The organism is Burkholderia sp. Ac-20353, from assembly GCF_017104785.1.
Lineage (GTDB): Bacteria > Pseudomonadota > Gammaproteobacteria > Burkholderiales > Burkholderiaceae > Burkholderia.
This window is the reverse complement of sequence record NZ_JAAGPL010000005.1, coordinates 64,513-82,592: the sequence shown is the minus strand read 5'-3', so window position 1 is coordinate 82,592 and position 18,080 is coordinate 64,513. Positions and strand designations below refer to the sequence as shown.

Below are 18,080 nucleotides of genomic sequence, written 5' to 3'. Positions count from 1 at the left end.
GTCACATGCCGTTCCTTTCTCCCCTCATTTCCTCGACGTCCTGACGTTGCTGAACCAAGCCGACGCGCCCCGCGCGGCTTCGTTGAGCAAGCGTTTCCACGCCTGTCTCAGGCATCGACCCAACCCGCAATCCGACCAGGAGAGTGACTCATGACTGTGAAGTGGTTTCACCGCTCGCGCCGCGCAGCGCTCTCCATGTCACGTCGATTCGACGCGACTGGTGGGGTGCTGGGCAGCCAGAGGGCATGTGATCCACCCGTGTTGTCCGCCACGTCGATCGATGTGGCGAACGTTGTTCGCGTTTTCGCGATAGCGCAAAAGGAGATTGAATCGTGAGAGGGCTGAAGAAGCTGGTTCTCGAAGACCAGAACTGGTCAAGCATCTTTCCGCACTATCTCGACAGCCGATTTCTGGGTGGCGAGGGAAAGCGGTGGTGGACGTGCCCGCTGTGTGACGGCGAGGATTCGTTCAGGCTCTACCCGCCGGAGAGAGACCCGAAAGGCGGTTGGTACTGCGCTCGCTGCGCGAAGGGCGGAACTGGCGTGTCGCTCATCCATGAGGTGACCGGAAAGCCGTACCGCGAGATCTACTATGAGCTCGAGACCCGCAAGTACAACGGCGGCATTCCCGTCGAGGTGGCGCGCAAGGTGAAGCCGGTCCCGGTCCGGCCTGAGAAAAGCGACGAGCAGAAGTGTCGCGAGATGCAGGCCGCATGGGATGGCGCCGAGCCGATCACCGAGGCGTCGCCGGTATGGACGTATCTGTCGACGCGCATTCCTGGACTGCAGATCGAGTGGATCGGGAAGGACGTGCGTTACCACCCGGGCATGGAGTACGTCGATGCCTGGGGAAAGAGGCAAGGGAAGTTTCCCGTCATGCTGCTGCGTGCGCGATCGCAGGCCGGAAAGCCGTGTCGCCTGCATCGGACCTATCTCACCGCTGAAGGCGCGAAGGTTCCCTTTCTGACCAAGAGAGGGAAACAGCGAGCCAAGCTGGAGATGAGTGCGCCCGATGGGAGTTTTGGTTCGTCGGTGCGGCTCAACACCACCCGGTCGCGGACCCTCGCGCTGGTCGAGGGATCGGAGACGGGGTTCGCGGTGGTGGCACGGTATCGGAATCGCATCGAGGTCCGAAGTTTGCTGAACTGCGGCGGCCTCGAGCGTGCAGACATCCGCTGGGACGATTACGACCACGTGATCATCTACGCGGACCGGGACCGGGTCGATGCGCGCCGCGGCTATCGGCCGGGCGAGCATCACGCCTCGGTCCTTGCCGAGTACGTTCGGAGTCTGGGCAAGCGTGTGTCGATCGTCCGTTCGGTGGTTGAGGGCGCGGATTTTTGCGACGTGTGGGCGCAGCAGCACAAGCGGCGGACACAACGTTACGAGCTGGCGTGTGCGAGGCGACTGGCGCGCGACGAGATGCGGAAGCGGAACCTCGCGCGCGTGCATGGCGGTAGCGCGTGTAGTTTCGCTTGATTTCAGTGCCGGCGATTGCCGGCTTTATTTGGTTGGCCCGGTGGGGATACGTCCCCGCCGGGCCGTATTGCACCGGGCCTCATTCGGAGAATGATGATGGCCTTTCGTGTGTTGCTGGGAGAGTTTGAGATCGTCGCGACCACGGGCGCGGCGAATGGCAGGCAGCCGACGGGGTTGTCGAAGGCGGAATCCTTCGACGTCATCGATCGGCATTGCAAGGGCGATGACCGTTACGTACTGCGGGATGAACCCTTCGAGCCTGCCGTGGACTTTTGCATGGCGTGGCTTGAGCAAAAGGCAAAGAGCCGAAAACACTGATCGAACAGCGTCACCCTTCGGGGTGACGCTTTTTTTTTGTCCAATGTGTTTGATTCACCGGATGAACCGCAGGTAGAACGATAGTGCCTTCAGGAGCGGACGCCACAGCTTGTAGAGGCCAGTCGCCCACACAAAACCGCCGGCGCCGCCGAACATGAATAATGGACCGGGGAGCCAGTCGATATGCCGGCTTGCGCAATAGCCGCCAAGCAGCCAGATGCAGCACGACGCGATCGCAATGCACGCGCGTCGCAGCAGGAACGCCAGAGCATCGGACGGGGCGCGGCCGTTCAGCGCGCGGTCGATCGGCGAGTTCATTCTTCCTCCGCGGTGGCTTTGTAATCGGACAGCGCGCAGCCGAGGTAGTAGCCGGCGACGCAGAAGGCTCCGAACGTGAGCCAGAAAATGGGCGACGTGACCTTGTCCATGATCGAGCCGTCGCGAATCCAACCGATGAGTTCCAGCATGGTGTTCTCCTTGTTGCACCGGTGCAAAGCGCGGAGCGCTTCGAACACCGGTATCGTGATTCCATCTTCGCACGAGGATGGCGAAGTCAAGTCGGCCTAGAGGAAGGCCGCGAACCCGTCCGCGACCATACCTGCCAGGTCACAGTCGGCCATCGCGGTATCGGTGCTCGGCAGGTCGAAGGTCGGCGCGAGCGGTGGATTGGATCGCCGTTCGCGGCCTGTCGCGGTCATCTCCGGCAAGTCCGGTTCCCGGCCGCTCGGCGGTTCGAACGCAGGCACGCTTCGCGAATGCGGCGCAGCGCCGACCGTGTCGCCTCGGCACGCCGCTTCCGCGAGCAACCGAAGCACCGCCGCCCGATCGCGCGGCGAGCTGATCGCCGAAAGCCGCGCGAAGAGCAGCGGGCTGGTCACGTCGTCGATGACCAGCTTCATCGCGAATTTTTCGCTCATACGGTCGCAGTGGCGCGGGCACGCTCGCGAGCAAGGCCGGCTTCGCCCACAATCAGAAAGCCCTTCGCGTTCGCAAGGCAGGGGTTTTCGATCACTTCGATGCGAACGCGCGGAAACGCCTTGCGGATCGCTGTCGCGTACAGCGCTGCGCCGCCGCCGGACAGGATGATCGAGCGCACGTCCGTCAGTTGACCGACGTTGTTCTGCATCTCCTTGACCACGCCGGTGATGATCGCTTGCGATCGCTCGAGGTAGGGCGCGAGATCGATATCGTTGCCGTAGAAGAAGAACGGCGTGCGCTCCCGCAGTGCCTTGTCGATGCGTTCGAGATCGTCAACCTGCTCGTCCTGGTCGCGCGAGATGAGCGCCGCGATACGCTGATAGATCTGGGAGGCCCCGCCCGGGATGCCGCCGCTGCGCTTGTCATCCATCGTGAAGCCGTTTGCGTATACCCAATCGGTCGTGAAGTAGCCGACATCGACCACGAGGTGCGCATTGTTCCGGCTGAACTCGGGTTGTTGATTGCTGGCGGCCGAGACGAGCGAGCCGAGTGGCTGCGGAATGACGATGACCTTATCGACCGTCACGCGTGCGACACCGAAATCCAGCGTGCCCGCGAATCGCTCCTTCAGATCGGCGGAGTATTTCTGCATGTTGTGAACCGGCAGGCCAAGCACCAGCCGTTTGATGTGCGTGATGCTCGCGAAGTGCATCGCGCCACCCAGCAGCGCGGCATAGTTGCTCGACAGGACATAGTCGTTGGAAAGCGCGCGGCCGGTATTGCCGTAGGCGGCCGTGAGCGCGACGTCGGGGCCGACCTCGTACTCGACCTCGTCGATCACAATCGTGGCGACCTTGCGGGAGGCGAGCACGCCCTCGCCGAAGTTCGACAGCGAGCGGCTGGCCGCGAGCGGCGCGAGCGACGGAAACATGCCGGTGGCGATGGAACCGCTCGACGCGCGGTGAGCGTACTTGGTGTTGCCATAGCCGACGTCGACAGCAAAGACGGAAGTTTTCACAAGGACTCCATATGGGTAAGGGAAAGACGGAAATGGCGGGAAGTGACACTTATCTATCAGTTAAGTGTCACTTCGCGTCCGACGACCCCCGTCATCCGGCCAAAGTGACACTTGTCTAACACTCAACTGTCAGATCTCACGGATTCAGTCTATCGAGCGGTGTGCAAAGTGAAGTCGCGGAAAGCTGCGCGGTTCCGGCTAGCTTTCGATGCGCGATGAGCGGTGTTTTTGCCTATCCTTGTAGTCACCTACCGCGTCACAGACGCATCGAAGCCGAGCGCCAGGCGCTCGCTCGTCCCTATCGGCCCGCAACGGGCCACTCAAGCAGTCAAATGTCCGGGCCGCAAACTGAAGCGGCCTTTTTCTGAATCAGATCAATTGCACAGCGATCCACCATGAGGACCACTGGACAGTGCGATATCCATACGATTGGCGGCGGTTTGCCGCAATGGGACGCAATGAGGACATGTGGACGCCGGACACCGGACAGTTCGCAAGGCCCTCATGGACGTCTGGACGCACCCCGACAGCAAACGATGCTGGGTGCACTCAGGAAGCCCGATACACCGCGGCCGACATGAGTGTGCTGGTGGGTGGGGGAAGTCATGCGACCGGCGAAGGTCCGGCATCGCGATTCCCTGAACGGAAGAGATAACGGTCTGAGCCGCCGTACCCGAAGGAGCTCAACAGGAATTGCCCGGCACGTAGCCCGGCGTCCACAACCGCGCAAGCGGCGGGCGGGCGTCGAGACGCAAGAGCGTCAGGCTGGCAGGGTAGCCACGAAGCTGATCCGCGCGGGGAGTGATCCGCGCAGCGCGACCGGAGACGGGCGCGATGGACGGGCGGTGTCTTGCGCGAAGCGCGGGATGCGTCGGTCGAGCAGCAGGTTGGACAGTCGGAGTGCATGTTCTTCCCATGCACCGGGCTGATCGGATGGAATCGCTAAAGGACAGGAAGCAGCAGGACCGGGTCGACGGAAATCGGCCCCGCCGCGTTATGCGGCACGCATTGCGCCGCGGCGCGCGCCGCAACGACATCAGGTAGGGGTGTCGGGTGTGCGCTGGCGGCATTGAGCAACGAAGCAGCGGCGAGTGCCGCACGGAGAGCAGAGCATGGCCGCGATATTGAATGTGCGAGCCGTCGTGAATCGATATCCGCTATCGCCGGAGTTTCGAGACGCGCTACTGGCGCTGTTTGATACGCACGTAGCGGAGATCCACAGCACGACACGGATCAGTAACCGGGCGCTGTCGATCAAGACACAGGAGAACCGCGCAACGGCGATCTGCAAGGCGTTCGCCGAGTTGCGGCAGGGTGGCTTCGCGCTGCAAACGCCGTGGTCGCTGAAGGCCAAGCATGTGGAATACCTCGTCACACGGTGGGTGGCCGACGACCAGTCTGGCGGTACGATCGAGAACAAGCTGACGTACCTGCGCGCGCTCGCGCAATGGATGGGCAAGGCCAACCTGGTCGGGACGCTCGGCGACTATGTTGACCGGCGTGCAGCCGGGTTGGTGCGGAGCTATGTCGCGACGCAGGACAAGTCATGGGCGGCGCACGGCGTGGACGCGGCCGCGAAGATCGACGAAATCGCCCGGACGTGCCCGTACACGGCTATCCAGCTGAAGCTGCAGGCGGCATTTGGCCTGCGCGTCGAGGAGAGCTTCATGTTGCGACCGCTGGAGGCCGTTCGTAATCCGCAGACCCTGGCGGTGACGCGCGGCACGAAGGGTGGTCGGCCGCGCGAAGTGCCCATCGAACGGAAGATTGCCATCCTCGAGGAGGCGGCCTGGTTGAGCAATGGCGTAACGGGGTCGACGGTTCCGGCGGGACGGTCGCTGAAGCAGTGGCGTTACTGGTATTACTACGTGCTGGAAAAGCATGGGGTGACGAAGGCGGGCCTCGGCGTCACGAGTCATGGGCTACGGCACGAATATCTGCAGACGCTCTACGAACAGGTGGCTGCCGTGCCGGCGCCGATCAAGGGAGCGGCGGTCCGTCCCGATCCGGCCGCGCACGAAGAGGCGAAGCGCCGCGTCGTGGCCGCTGCCGGGCATAGCCGCGAATCCAAGGCGAACGCGTATTTGTCGACCTTCGCGAAGCAAACGGCGCTGCGCAAGTCGCTGCCCACGGTCGATGCAGTTGAGGCGGCTCTGCAGAAAGCCGGCGGCAACAAAAGCCACGCAGCGGCCGCGCTCGGGATTTCGCGGCAAGCGCTTTACCGATTGCTCGCGTCGACGGACGCGCGGGAATGACGGGGAGCGGAGTTAAGGGGGCGATGAAGCCGGGGAATGGCGATCGAAATCGTGTGTGTTACGGACACTGGAGGGGCATCGGGGCTCGGTAACATGAACTCTCTCTCGTGCCCTGGTCTTGGCCCTCGGATTCGACCAGAGCAAATTTTGAAGCCGGCTTATGCCGGTTTTTTTTCGCCGGTTTCAGTAGATGCCGCTTCCCGACCCACTTCGGCCCCTCAACCCACAGTAACCCCCGACGACAGCTTTCACAGGTATATCGGCCATTCACTCGGTCACATCGGCCGATGGGTGCTCCGTGCCATCTGATAGGACGAGCGGCCTTCGGCCACCGCTATATCGAGCGCTCGACTATCTGATCTTTGCGACGACGCAGTTGATGCTGTCGCTATGAACGAGGCCTCTATTAGCGACATGTATCAGCCGTGATACATACTCCGGCGCTTCGCAACCGCCGATTCATTGCAAGCGCAAATGGTGCGGCGCATCGCGGACGGCAGCGGCGGCAGATTGCTCGATTCCGTTTCAATCCTGAAACGTTTTTCCGGCGTTTTTCCCATTCCGTTGTTCTGATCGACCGTCGGGCCACCAGTCGAGCGGTGCGGCCAAGTGTTTGGCACGGCGCTTGCGACTGCGATTGCTGCGGCGCACATACGGGCGGTCGCGTGATGCATTCGTGGCTGTTTGCGCGGCGTATGAAGCGAACATCGGGAGGGCGCCATGAGACGGAAAGATATGCGACTTCAGTCGCGTCTTAATATTCTGATGCGCGGCGGTGCTGTCGCCATCTTTCTTGCCGCCATACTGATCGGCACGGCGGCGCCGGCGTGTCACGCGGCATACACAACCGACTGGCTGGCGAACACTTACGGGACCAACACGAGCCACGTCGGCAGCGTCGCGCGTTCGATGTGGACCGCGCCTGAAGGCGTCATCTATACCGCGTCCATGTGGGACGAAAACGAGGGCGGCGTCGCGATCTACCAGAACGGTCAAAGCATGGGCTCCATCGGCGCGCACAACGAATTCCAGGGCGGCGCGATTACCGGCAACGCCACGTCGATCTTCGCCGCGTTGCAGTTCAAGGCCGCTTACGGCAGCGGCGCCGTGGGGCGGTACGACCGAACCAGTCGGACCCGCGATCTTCTCATCCCTGTCAGCGCGACGACGACGGAACGGCACGCCGATGTCGTCACCGGACTCGCGACGTCCGGCTCGCTACTTTACGCGAGCGACTTTCCCGGCAATCGCGTGCGCGTCTACACCACTGACGGCGGCTGGCAGCGCGATATCGCCGTCTCTGGGCCGGGCGCGCTCGCGCTGGACGGTGCGGGAAATCTCTGGGTCGCGCAGAAGAACGCAGGAGCGGTCCTCGAATTCAATTCCGCGGGCGCGCCGCTGAACACCATCCAGATGTCCTCGGCCTCCCGTCCGTCCGCGTTGTATTTCGATGCGTCGACCACGCATCTGATGGTCGGCGACCAGGGTCCCGACATGAACATCAAGATCTACGATGTCTCTAGCGCGCCATTTCTGGCGGGCACGTTCGGCGTTCAGGGCGGCTATCTCGACACGACCGCGGGTACCAAAGGCCAGGTCGGCGACAAGCGCTTCACCCGCGTCGTCGGCATCGGCAAGGATTCCACAGGCAATCTGTATGTGCTCAACAACCCCTGGGGCGGAACCTGGGATCTCGGCCGCGACGGCGGCACCGACATCCACGCGTACGACAGCGTCGGCAATCTGCGCTGGAAACTGCAGTCTCTCAACTTCGAGGGGATCGCCGCGCCGGACCCGGCCACCGACAGCGCCTACTTTTATAGCGGCACCAATCTCTATACCGGCTCCGCCGGCGGAACCTTCGTCGCGAACACGGTCGATCCGATCACCTATCCGTCCGATCCGCGCATCAACTTTTACGATCACGAACGCGGTGAGCATTTCGGCCAACTCGCCGCCGTCGGCGCAAACCGGATCCTCGTGGCGGCCAGCCAGAATCCCGACACCTTCTACTTCTTCCACTTCAACAGCGCAAGCGGCTACATCGCGATCCCGGACGCCACGCTGCCGGGCACCGCGTTCAATGCGACCGCCAGGGTCCGCAACGGATTTTGCCTCGACAGTAAAGGCGACGTCTGGGCCGGACTCGACAAGACGAACGCGATCTGGCGTTACCCGCTGACCGGCTTCGATGCCAGCGGCAAGCCGAATTGGGGCGCTGGCGTATCGACGCCCATACCGGGCACGATCGCGCCGTTGACGCGGATCATTTACCTGCCGGAGAGCGACACCATGATCCTCGCGCAGGGCATCGTCGGCAGCACGGACTGGACGGCGATCGGCACGCGGATCGAGGTGTATCACGGCTGGCTCGCGGGCAACACCAGCGCGCCCAATCCGGTGATCAACCTCACCAGCGCCAATCCTAAGTCGATCACGGCAGCCGGCAACTATCTGTTCGTCGGCTACGTCCACGCCGTGCCCAACATCGACGCGTTCAATCTCACCACAGGCAGCCTCGACAACACGTTGATCAACAGCAGCCCCGGCACCGTGTACGTCGGCAATGACGTGGATTCGATGTATGGCCTGCGGTCGTATCAGCGGTCGACCGGCGAGTACGTGATCACCAAGGACAACTACAACGGCTCCAGCATCATTGTTTATCGTTGGACCCCCTGATCACTTGCTCCTCCTCCTCCGGAGGAAGGCTAGTGGTCGCGTTGTTTGACTCCGATAGGCACGGTTGAGGGCGGTCAATGTCCTCAGCAGAAAAGGGGGGAGCGCTGTTGTCGGCGAGCAGGTTAACCCCGTAGACAGGTTGCGGATACGAGCAGTCCCAGTCTGGCCGCGTAGACCGCGTTGCCGATGATGCGACGCGGCTATTGAGGCAGCGAGCGCCCGGTGTCTGGGTGCGGAGCTGACGTTCGAGTGTCCGCCTGAGGCTGCATGCGAACGGCAGAAAATGGCCGAACCCGGTCCGACGAGGGCGGCAAGTACCGCGTTCCCCGTAAGTCGCGATGAACTTTCTTTACCACCGATCGCGGTCGGGCATCGCGTCGACAGCCATCGCAATCCGGTCCTCGAACAGGCAGTCGCCATGTTCCGGGGGCGACGAGATCTTCGGAAATTGCACGTAGTCGTGGCCGTCGATTTTGATCCACTTCGCAAGCTGTACCAGCTTGCGGTAGCGTGCGGCGTCTTCGAGTACCGGCGCGATGGGCCAGGTGTCGATAGTCACGATTGTGGCGTCGACAAGCCGCTGCGCCAGCATCTTGAAAATCGGACCGAGTTCAGTCCAGTCGCCGTCGGCACGAGAAAGGAGATCGACGACCATCTGCGCGTCGCATGCGCCGAGCTCGCGCTCAACGAGGGCGCGCAGGTCACCCGATTCGACCGGGGGACGATTGAGCCGCCCGTTCCAGAGACTCACACACCGATGCTTCGCACCGAGCTCGTCGTCCGTGGTGACTTCCCACGGCGTCTGCATGCCGCAGCCGATGCAGTAGATGCAGACGAGCTTCTCGGTCTTGGGCGCTTCGGGCGGGCGCGGGATCACATCGCCAATTTCCGGTGGGCCGGCGTAGCGACCGAATTCACTGAAGTCCCAGAGGCGGTTCTCACCGCAATCGATCAGGCGTTGTGAGCGCCCGATCGTTGGTCGTCCGCCGCAGTGGTCGCAGGGATAGAGATGCTCCAGCATCTGTAAGCAAAAAGCAAAGTTGGCAAAGCGTGAATAATAAGCCCTTTCCGGGCTGGAAACAGCGGTAGATGCTGTTGCTTTCAGCCGTTTCGATTTCTGATCGTAACAGCGCTGTGCGGTCATGCCGGTTCGACTATCCCGATTCGCGTGCGGGCTACCGATTCGACGCGTTCGATGAAACGAAGAAATGCGTCATCCTGGCGATGCGCTACCGTGGTTGGGACGACGAGCCCTTTGCCGTCCGGTATCCCCTTCCCGGCGAAGAGGCGGCGCAGCGAATCGTCGCTGTCGACGATCCAGAAATGCCACTCGCGCACGAAATGCCACCAACTGCGCGCGCGTTCAAGCTCGGCCCACGTGCAGGCGAAATCGAATAACGACCCGAAGTTGGTGAAGAACGCGCAGCGCACGCCGTGGTCATCGGCGGCTGCGACGACGACCTGGCGGCCGCATGAGATTGAGCCGGGTTCGCGGCAGGCGATCGATAACGCGGGAAAGTGCGGACCCCAGTCGCGGGTGCGTGCGACGGCGCGGTCAAGAAACAGGGCTTTGCCTTGCATGTTGGTCTCCATGTGCATTGAGCGTGCATCCATCTTGCCGGCGGTGAGGCAAAGTCAAGGAACGTCTGCGGCGGTTGGCTAAAGCGATAGCCTCGCGATGCCGTAATCACCGGGCAATGCAACCGTTTGAGCGTGCCGACATGAAGCCCCCGAAGACCGCGATTCGATCCAAGTCCGATCTGTTGCCCATTCCCGCCGCGGATCGGGACAGGATCGCACTCGCGTGCTATCTCGCCCTGAGTACCCTCAAGGCTGGCCAGGGTGACGCGCATACCCTCGCCGTGCTGACCCACGCACTCATCGCGGTGCACTTTCTGTTGGAGGCGGGTGTGGGGGAGGGGGGCGGGAGCCGGGCGACTTTTGCAGCTGCGCAGAACACGATCAATGCGTGCGATGCGGGCGCGGCGATCGCGGGCCGATGTGCGCTGGCGACGTCTGCCTCGGCGGGCGCGATCGGTGCGTTGATCGCGCTCTACGATCGGCAACTGAGAGTGGCACCACGCGCGACCGTGGCGTGGGTCGTCGCGCAGGTGAAGGCGTATTGGCGTGATTCGTCTGACGAGCCGCGGGAGCTGGAACGGCTCGCGGCCTAGCTTGAGTGATGACCCCGGGCGACGCGGAGTCGCTCGATACACGCAGGGTTTCCGGGGCCGTGCCGGAAACCGGATCGGAACGGAATTTCCCTCATCGTTGTACTCCGCCGCGCCCCGCACATGGAACCCAAGGCCGGGCTCTTTTTGTTATCGGTCACGCCCTGGGCGTCGTGGTGCGGGTGGCGGCAGCAGTACTGACGTGAGCGGGTCCTCGATATTCCATTCGACGACCGGAATACCGTCACGCACTCGAATGGCGCGCTTCTTTGCCTTGCGGGCCTCGTACTCAGGCATGCCGTTCATCCCGTACATCTCGATGTGGGTTGCGGGTACGACATCCGTAAGAATGAAGTCGGGAAGCATTGCGTCGCCATCGCGGCACCGGATGGGCTTCTCGAACATACGCCGCTCGGAGACAAGTCGGTTCGCCATCGCGACCTCGTGTATCGAGTCGCACGTGATGAAGCTCGCCGAGCAGAGCATTGCAGCGAGATCGACAGCGACGTGGTGTTTGCCGTTGGTGCTGCGCTCGATGACCAGGCACGCGATGACCTTGGCCTCGCGATCGCCGATCGCCCGCCACGCGTGCGCGTACTTCTGCTCGACGCGCGCGATCAGTGCGTTGCCCGCGTAGTAGCGCTTCGCGCTCTGACGCAGCGTAATGGCGCGGCCGAATTGGGTCGTGCCCACTTCAGCGACTTCGCCGACGACGATCCCTCGGCGGTTCGCGCCGTTGTGAGCCGCCACTCGCGCGAGAAACGCGTCGAACTCGGCGTTGATCGCGTCGCGGTCGGCCTCCTGGAACCGCCGCATGATGTGCAGGACTTCGTCGGCTGGCTGGCCGTTGATCACGGAGTCGCCGATCCCGGCCAAAATCTGGGCGTTGCACGCACCCCAGTTGCGGTGGGTGCCGACACCACTCCATCGATTCAGATCTCCCGCTTCCCACAACGCATGAGTGAATCCAAGCAGCGGCGCCGCGCGGCGCGAGACCTTTCCGGGTGCGACGCGCGGCGTGCCTTTCGACGCCGGGACGATCGTTCTTTGCTCCAACGCGACATCGAGCCTGGCGCGCAGACCGTCGGGCGTGGCCGTGATGCCCGGCAGCGATTTGCCGGCGTGCGATCCCGTTGGCCGGGCGGTCTTGTGGAAATCGCAGTCCCGACGGTGCAACGGCCCCTCGTCGGGCCATCCGGCGAGATGGAACAGCGTGCCGTAGCGCCGAATCACGAGCTTGAGCGGGGGGCGATCTTCGTGGCATCGACATTGTGCGAAACCGGGTGTGATCTTCGCACGTTCGAGCTGCCGGGCATACCGCGCGGGATTCTCTTGGAGATCCTCAAGGAGCGTGGTGTGGCCGGCGAAAGAGACGGAGGGCATGCAGGGCTCCGATGCGGTGGTTAGTGGGACGGTGGCGTAATGACGGCCGGCGGCACGTGCGTGCGGCCCGTTGATTTGTCGATGAGATGCCATTCGCCGCTCGACAGGCGTTTGACGTGGCAATACGGGAATCGCTGCTCCATCAGCATGGTGTCGTTCGCGTCGCGCTGCTTTCGCCAGTGCTCGATCAAATGGAGAATCGTGCCGACCGCCGAACAACCGAGAAGAAAGGCTGCCAAAGCACCGCCACAAATCCAGCGGACCGGCGAACTGAGTCGACTAAACAGCAGGGCGGCTTCGGCGAATATTGCGATAGCCACCCAGACGGGGACGAGCGGTTGCATCGTGGTTCCGGGACAGGTCGGCGACCCACGGATCGGGTCGACTCTCGATTGTGTCGAGCGGCCGCTGAAAATTCGGGCGGAAAGCGGCCGAAATTCCATGATCTTTTGACGGTCGACAGGGCCAACGCTCCGGTCCGCGCGCTTCGCCCCAAAAGCGATGCGTTTTTCTGGAGCTTTCTGCCTGAAGGGGCTCAACCGGTTGATTTGGATGCCCCCTGCCTAATTCTTGAGCAGCGGCGCGAGAGGCCCGTGTGGCGGGCCGGCACCGCAGTTTTCCACAGTGTTGTTCAGCGATTTTGTGGGTATCTGGCGCTGCGCCGCGCGGGGTCGCGCGGATCGAAAGGGGGCGCGTTTCGGCAAGCATTGAGCCGGATGAGCGCCGGCGCCGCGCGATACGATCACTCCACCTACCGCGTCATCGACGCATCGACCTTCGACCGCCGCTGGCGGTCTTTTTCTTATCACCCGCACGGGATCACTCCCGTCGGGCGTGCTCTCCCGTTGATCCTGGAGAGCACCATGTCCTATTTCTGTACCTGCGCCCGCGAGGTGCTCGCATGAGCCGCAAGAGCGCAGAGCGTAAGCACGACCAGACCGCCGACCCGTATCAGCGCGAGTTCGTGCAGATGATCAAGGCATTTTCGTACGGCCAGCACACGCATACCGTGTTTGCCGACTTCGTCGAGCTGGCGGCGCTGTCGATCAGCAACAGCGTCGATCGTACGCAGTTCGAGGCGCGCGAGAAGCGCTATCTCGAAATCGTCGGGAAGTACAAGCGCGAAGATGTCGAGCGGTTTCCCCGCATGCTCGGTGCGCTGACGCTGTCATTCGAGCACCGAATGGGCCTCGTGGAGAAAGCGGGAGCGGCTGCGGTACCTGTCTTCGACGGCATGACTGACCTGCTCGGCGAGACGTACATGATGCTGGAGCTGGGCAACGCACGTGCCGGGCAGTTCTTTACGCCGTACCACGTGTCGCGCCTGATGGCGATGATGACGACCGGCGACGGTCAGCCGCACATCCAGCAGCACGGATTCATGCGGGTCCAGGAGCCTGCGTGTGGTGCCGGCGGCATGGTGATCGCGACGGCGGAATCACTCGCGGCCGCCGGCCACAACTACCAGCAGACGATGCATGCGACCTGCATCGACATCGATCCGGTTTGCGTGCACATGGCCTATCTGCAGCTGTCGTTGCTGCACATTCCGGCGATGGTGGTGCACGGCAACGCGCTTACCGGCGAGGTGTGGGGCGTCTGGTATACGCCGGCTCACATCATGGGCGGCTGGCGGTGGAAGTTGCGTCGACGCGAGCGCGAGCTGGTCGAAGCGGCGCTTGTCATCGAGGCGCCGGAGGGGCGCACTCCGCCGGTCGACGACGTGCCCGAGCGTGAGCCGGCGGTCAGCGACACGATCGAGTCCGACGTGGCGAGGCCATTTGTCGGTGACGAAGACGGCGATGTCGCCATTGCCGAGCCGGAAGTCACCGTGGAACGCATGTCAGACACGGCGTCGATCTTCGACCTGTTCGAGGACGCTATCGAGCAGACCAGTCCCGCTGCGATCTTCGCGGCGATCGACCAGATGGCATTGTTTTAGCGATCCTATCTTGAATCCAGCCCGATCCTCGCGATCGGGCCTTTTTTTTGAAAGCGGGGCCGAAATTCCGTGCTTTCTCGTCCCTCGCTCAATTCTCGAGCGGTATCGTTGTCCCATCTACCGCGTCCCTGACGCATCGAAACCGCCGGGCAATCCGGCAATCCATTTGTCCAACCCTATCGGGAACCACTCCCGACAGGGGGCAGGTTCCCACTCGGAGAACCTGTCATGCAACACGCCAACCTGCAACAACCCACCCTTCCCCTCGGTCAAATCGTTCTCGGTCCGAACCCTCGGACCTACTTCGATGACGCCGAGATGGAAGAGATGCGAGCGTCCGTCCGCGCACGCGGCGTCGATACCCCGGTGCTCGTGCGCCCGCTCGACGACGGCACGTTTCAGCTGATCGCCGGCGGACGCCGGTACAAGGCCGCGATGGACGTGCACGGCGAGACCTACGACATGCCGGTCTCGATCAAGTTCGTGGACGAAGTCGAGGCCGAGGAAATCGCGCTGGTGGAGAACATCCAACGCGCAGATATGTCACCCGGCGAGGAAGCAGTCGCCGCGGCCAAGATGGTCGGCCGCTGCAAGGGCGACCGCGAGGAAGCCGCCCGTCGAACTGGCTGGAGCCTTCAGACGCTCAATAGTCGTCTTGCTCTCATGAACTGCAGCGTGAGCGTGCTGGAAGCGCTCAATACGCGCAAGCTCAACCTCGGCCACGCCGAGCTGCTCGCAGCCATCTCGAAAGAAAATCAGGACAAGGTGTTGCCCATCATTGTCGCTGAGAAGCGGTCGGTCGCCGACGTGAAGAAGATGGTCGAGTCCGTTTCCTGTTCGCTGAACGCGGCGATCTTCGACAAGGAACAGTGCACCAACTGCGCGCACAACTCGTCGACGCAGTCTGCGTTGTTCGGCGAGTCGATCGCGGACGGCAACTGCACCAATCGCGCCTGCTACAACGAGAAGACCGAGAAGCAACTCGATGCGACGGCCGCCGGCCTGCGCGACGAGTTCCCCTTGGTTCGTATTGTGCGCGCGGGCGACAACAACACGCGCGTGCAGATCGCGGTCGAAGGTCCGAACGGTGTGGGCGAGGCGCAGGCGAAGGCCTGTCACTCGTGCCAGAACTACGGGGTGGCGGTGAGCGCATTGCCCGATTCGATGGGCAAGGTGTTTCGCGGTCAATGCTTCGATACCGTCTGCAATATGAAGAAGGTCGCGGCGCGGATTCAGGCCGCGAAGGCGGCGAATCAGTCAGCGGCAACCGCGAAAGCGGGAGCCACGGCCGACAAGGGTGCAGCGAAGGCGAGCGGCTCGAAGTCCGAGCCCGCAGCCGTCACGGTCGTTGCGGAATCCGACCGGGTGAAGCAGTACCGTGTCACCGTCTGGCGCAAGGCACTGCGCCGCGATATCGGGACGAACGGCGTGCTCGCACGTCAATACCTGATCGCGGTCGTCCTGGCCGGATACGCGCGGCAGATCAAGGATGACACCTTCCGGCTTGTCTTCGAGAAGATGACCGACGAGAAGGTGCCGTCCGGCGATCTCGCGAAGGCGGTCGATCTGGTGCAGGCGACGAGTGAGCAGCAACAGGCGGATCTCGTGACCGGCATGATGCTTTCTGCGATCGAAGGTCTCGACGTGTTGTACCTGACCCAGCTCTGCAAGCAACACAAGCTGGATCTGGCCAAGCACTGGAAGCTCGACAAGCCCTTCCTTGAACTGTTGACCAAGGCCGAGATGATGGTCGTGGCCGACGAAATCGGACTGCGCATCGCGATGGGCGACGACTTCAAGAAGGTGTTCGCGAAGTCGAAGTCGGAGGTGATCGAGGCACTGCTTAACGTCAGCGGTTTCGACTACGCCGGAAAGATCCCGAAGGTTCTCAAGTTCTGACATACGGAGCGGCCGTCGGCCGTTTGCGTCCTTCATTTGCGCCGCCACCGTGCGGCGCTTTTCATTTCTATTCTGGAGATTCTCATGTTTCAAGCACTCGTACCGCTGATTCGTTCAGCCGGGAAGTTGGCACTGTCACTCGCGATGGACGGCGACAACGTGGTGGTGTTCCTGACGCCGCAAGGCGGCAAGGACGCCACGTTGCGTCAACCGCTCATCCTGAAGGCGACGGCTGCCGAGCTGGACGAAGGGTTCGCCGCGGCGGTCACCGCCTACTCGACGGCGCACAGGTCGCTCGAGGAGCAGGTGGCGGCAACGAACGCGATCCTCGATGCGCAGAAGGCCACGCAGGTGACGAAGGCGCAGAAGGCCCTGACCAAGGGTTCGAATGTGTCGAAGACCAGCGAGGCAAGTGACGAGGGTGACGAGAGCGACAACGACGACGAAGGCGATCAGCCGGCGCCGTCCGCGTCGCAACCCTCCGTTGCCGAGTCGAAGCCGGCCGGCACCGATCTCGCGTCGTTGCTCAGTTAAGGAGGTAGCTCATGTCGATCAGCATCGCAGCGGTCGTTCGCGAATTCCTCTACAACGGCATGGCCTTGATGGATCCCGGTCCGGCGTTTTCGCCCGACCAGGTGCGAGATCTCTATACCGCCCAGTATCCGGAACTGACGACGGCCGCCGTCGACGGACCGCAGATCAAGGGTGAGGTGATGGCCTACACGTTTGTCCGCGCGGCGGGCGCGAAAGGCTCTCATGCGTAGGGACGCTCTGCTCAAAGCCCTGTCCGCACCGGATGGTGGCTTCAACCAACAGGAACCGGCCGAAAGGCCAGTTTTTTTATATGACGAGGAAATGCGGAAATGTTCTTCGATCCTGCACTCCCTGATTCAAGCATCGCAGCAGGCTCGGCCGCGGCCTGGCAACCGCCACGCGCTGCCGCTGCCCGGCGTCGACCTGCCGTTGATCTTCTGACGCTTACGTCCTTCTCGACGGAGGTGCCCGGGGCGGTGCGGTTGCGATGGCGGGAAGACGTGCACCTGTCGGAACTGGTCCTGCAGCATTTCCAGTACGGGCCGCTACGGGCGGGTGACGTTCACGATCCGGCCGACGCTGGCGACGCGTTCCAGCAGGCGTTTCATGCGTGGATGCAGCGGCAGCATGGGCGGTTTGACCGGCTCCGATTCACCCCGAGGCTGTTCGACGCGCATGCGGTTCGCGACGTCCTCGATGTCATCGGTAACGGGAACAACGATGACGACCCGACGCCGCTGTTCTTCGGGTTCGCCCTCGAGGAGGAGTGGGTGTACTCACTTGAAGGCGCGCTCGAGACACTTCGGTCGGTCCATCCGTTGCTCTTCCGGACGGTGATGGCCGCGTTGTACCGCGCATCGGGTCGGACGATGTTCATCCGACTGCCTGACTGGTTCATGCACGAGTTTTCGTGCTGGTACTGGGACGGCGATCCGAACAGTTCGGACAAGGATGCGGACGAAATGCTGAAGGAGCGTTTCGACGACGACACCGAAACGTGCAACGCGTATCTGCCGTCGGTTGTGCGGCCGCAGCTTTGTCCTGACGATGCCGACCCGTGTGTGTTTAGCGGCGGCAGATGGCGTGATCGACGCGCCCTGACGGACCCGGAGCTGGTGCAGCTTCGCGCTCGCAGCAAGGGCATGCCCCGGCGCGTCTGCACCGAGGTGCTCAAGCTGCGTGCACTGTTGCGGCGTAGCCGAACGCGGAATCTGTTGCACGTGAGCTATGAAGCAAATCCGGTTTACGCGCTTTGCTCGGTGATCGTCGAGGACAACCAGTTTGTCGGTGACCTTCTCGATTGCCATTTCGACAACGAAGCCCAATCCGGTAACGCGACGACCTACAGCGGATTCTCTCGTCTGGCGTCGACTCTGAAGGCTATCCAACGCCAGTACGCCGACCTGGCACTGGCATTTCGCATTCTCACTCACCTTGACCGGCTTCTCGCGCTGGTGAGCCATCCCATTTAAAGGAGTTTCC

The 18,080-nt window shown here is 62.6% G+C and carries 21 protein-coding genes; 12 read left to right on the top strand and 9 right to left on the bottom strand.

What is annotated here, in order from left to right; all coding sequences use genetic code 11:
- Positions 1-150 precede the first annotated feature (150 nt).
- The 3 genes from G3N94_RS02120 to G3N94_RS02110 all read left to right on the top strand — a co-directional run bounded on the left by G3N94_RS02120 (position 151) and on the right by G3N94_RS02110 (position 1,796).
- Entirely contained in the window at positions 151-336 is a 186-nt protein-coding gene (locus G3N94_RS02120; protein WP_205790429.1) for a hypothetical protein, read from the top strand.
- Entirely contained in the window at positions 333-1,478 is a 1,146-nt protein-coding gene (locus G3N94_RS02115) for a primase-helicase zinc-binding domain-containing protein (protein ID WP_205790428.1), read from the top strand. Before G3N94_RS02120 ends, G3N94_RS02115 begins: the two co-directional genes overlap by 4 nt.
- A 96-nt stretch (positions 1,479-1,574) precedes the next feature.
- A complete protein-coding gene (locus G3N94_RS02110; RefSeq protein WP_241021507.1) occupies positions 1,575-1,796 on the top strand; it encodes a hypothetical protein in 222 nt (73 codons plus the stop codon).
- A gap of 54 nt (positions 1,797-1,850) precedes the next feature.
- On the opposite strand, the gene G3N94_RS02105 is transcribed toward G3N94_RS02110, so the two are convergent.
- The 4 genes from G3N94_RS02105 to G3N94_RS02090 form a co-directional block, all read right to left on the bottom strand.
- Positions 1,851-2,114 carry a hypothetical protein gene (locus tag G3N94_RS02105; protein ID WP_205790426.1) on the bottom strand — a complete coding sequence of 88 codons (264 nt, stop codon included), beginning with the start codon at positions 2,112-2,114 and terminating at the stop codon, positions 1,851-1,853.
- Entirely contained in the window at positions 2,111-2,263 is a 153-nt protein-coding gene (locus tag G3N94_RS02100; RefSeq protein ID WP_205790425.1) for a hypothetical protein, read from the bottom strand. The genes G3N94_RS02105 and G3N94_RS02100 overlap by 4 nt, the downstream gene beginning before the upstream one ends.
- Before the next feature lie 96 nt (positions 2,264-2,359).
- Positions 2,360-2,695 (bottom strand): hypothetical protein, encoded by a 336-nt coding sequence (locus tag G3N94_RS02095; protein WP_205790424.1) that lies wholly within the window; start codon positions 2,693-2,695, stop codon positions 2,360-2,362.
- 14 nt (positions 2,696-2,709) lie between these two features.
- Positions 2,710-3,732 carry a PRTRC system protein D gene (locus tag G3N94_RS02090; protein ID WP_205790423.1) on the bottom strand — a complete coding sequence of 341 codons (1,023 nt, stop codon included), beginning with the start codon at positions 3,730-3,732 and terminating at the stop codon, positions 2,710-2,712.
- 1,112 nt (positions 3,733-4,844) lie between these two features.
- Between G3N94_RS02090 and G3N94_RS02085 the strand changes: the two genes are divergently transcribed.
- Positions 4,845-5,987 carry a helix-turn-helix domain-containing protein gene (locus tag G3N94_RS02085; protein WP_205790422.1) on the top strand — a complete coding sequence of 381 codons (1,143 nt, stop codon included), beginning with the start codon at positions 4,845-4,847 and terminating at the stop codon, positions 5,985-5,987.
- A 419-nt stretch (positions 5,988-6,406) separates the two neighbouring features.
- Here G3N94_RS02085 and G3N94_RS02080 read toward each other — a convergent pair whose 3' ends face one another.
- Positions 6,407-6,661, bottom strand: coding sequence for a hypothetical protein (locus G3N94_RS02080; protein ID WP_205790421.1), 255 nt, complete (start codon positions 6,659-6,661; stop codon positions 6,407-6,409).
- A 61-nt stretch (positions 6,662-6,722) separates the two neighbouring features.
- On the opposite strand from G3N94_RS02080, the gene G3N94_RS02075 reads away from it, so the two are divergent.
- Entirely contained in the window at positions 6,723-8,669 is a 1,947-nt protein-coding gene (locus G3N94_RS02075; RefSeq protein WP_241021506.1) for an SMP-30/gluconolaconase/LRE-like region family protein, read from the top strand.
- Positions 8,670-9,018: 349 nt separating this feature from the next.
- Here G3N94_RS02075 and G3N94_RS02070 read toward each other — a convergent pair whose 3' ends face one another.
- Together G3N94_RS02070 and G3N94_RS02065 are read right to left on the bottom strand one after the other, a co-directional pair.
- A complete protein-coding gene (locus tag G3N94_RS02070) occupies positions 9,019-9,813 on the bottom strand; it encodes a Lar family restriction alleviation protein (protein WP_241021505.1) in 795 nt (264 codons plus the stop codon).
- Positions 9,810-10,250, bottom strand: coding sequence for a hypothetical protein (locus G3N94_RS02065; protein ID WP_205790420.1), 441 nt, complete (start codon positions 10,248-10,250; stop codon positions 9,810-9,812). Before G3N94_RS02065 ends, G3N94_RS02070 begins: the two co-directional genes overlap by 4 nt.
- 140 nt (positions 10,251-10,390) lie before the next feature.
- Between G3N94_RS02065 and G3N94_RS02060 the strand changes: the two genes are divergently transcribed.
- Positions 10,391-10,843 carry a hypothetical protein gene (locus G3N94_RS02060; RefSeq protein ID WP_205790419.1) on the top strand — a complete coding sequence of 151 codons (453 nt, stop codon included), beginning with the start codon at positions 10,391-10,393 and terminating at the stop codon, positions 10,841-10,843.
- A gap of 147 nt (positions 10,844-10,990) precedes the next feature.
- Here the strand turns inward: G3N94_RS02060 and G3N94_RS02055 are convergent, their stop codons facing one another.
- Entirely contained in the window at positions 10,991-12,223 is a 1,233-nt protein-coding gene (locus tag G3N94_RS02055; protein WP_205790418.1) for a DUF1173 family protein, read from the bottom strand.
- A 20-nt stretch (positions 12,224-12,243) separates the two neighbouring features.
- Positions 12,244-12,567 (bottom strand): hypothetical protein, encoded by a 324-nt coding sequence (locus G3N94_RS02050; protein WP_205790498.1) that lies wholly within the window; start codon positions 12,565-12,567, stop codon positions 12,244-12,246.
- A gap of 48 nt (positions 12,568-12,615) precedes the next feature.
- On the opposite strand from G3N94_RS02050, the gene G3N94_RS02045 reads away from it, so the two are divergent.
- The 6 genes from G3N94_RS02045 (at position 12,616) to G3N94_RS02020 (ending at position 18,070) form a co-directional block, all read left to right on the top strand.
- Positions 12,616-13,128, top strand: a complete 513-nt coding sequence (locus G3N94_RS02045) for a hypothetical protein (protein WP_205790417.1) — start codon at positions 12,616-12,618, stop codon at positions 13,126-13,128.
- Complete coding sequence (locus G3N94_RS02040; RefSeq protein ID WP_205790416.1) at positions 13,125-14,165, top strand: N-6 DNA methylase; 1,041 nt, start codon at positions 13,125-13,127, stop codon at positions 14,163-14,165. The genes G3N94_RS02045 and G3N94_RS02040 overlap by 4 nt, the downstream gene beginning before the upstream one ends.
- Positions 14,166-14,393: 228 nt before the next feature.
- Complete coding sequence (locus tag G3N94_RS02035; RefSeq protein ID WP_205790415.1) at positions 14,394-16,064, top strand: PRTRC system ParB family protein; 1,671 nt, start codon at positions 14,394-14,396, stop codon at positions 16,062-16,064.
- An 84-nt stretch (positions 16,065-16,148) separates the two neighbouring features.
- Positions 16,149-16,598: a PRTRC system protein E gene (locus G3N94_RS02030; RefSeq protein ID WP_205790414.1), complete on the top strand. Its 450-nt coding sequence runs from the start codon at positions 16,149-16,151 to the stop codon at positions 16,596-16,598.
- 11 nt (positions 16,599-16,609) lie between these two features.
- Positions 16,610-16,828 (top strand): PRTRC system protein C, encoded by a 219-nt coding sequence (locus tag G3N94_RS02025; RefSeq protein WP_205790413.1) that lies wholly within the window; start codon positions 16,610-16,612, stop codon positions 16,826-16,828.
- Positions 16,829-16,927: 99 nt separating this feature from the next.
- A complete protein-coding gene (locus G3N94_RS02020) occupies positions 16,928-18,070 on the top strand; it encodes a PRTRC system protein F (protein ID WP_205790412.1) in 1,143 nt (380 codons plus the stop codon).
- Positions 18,071-18,080: the final 10 nt, after the last annotated feature.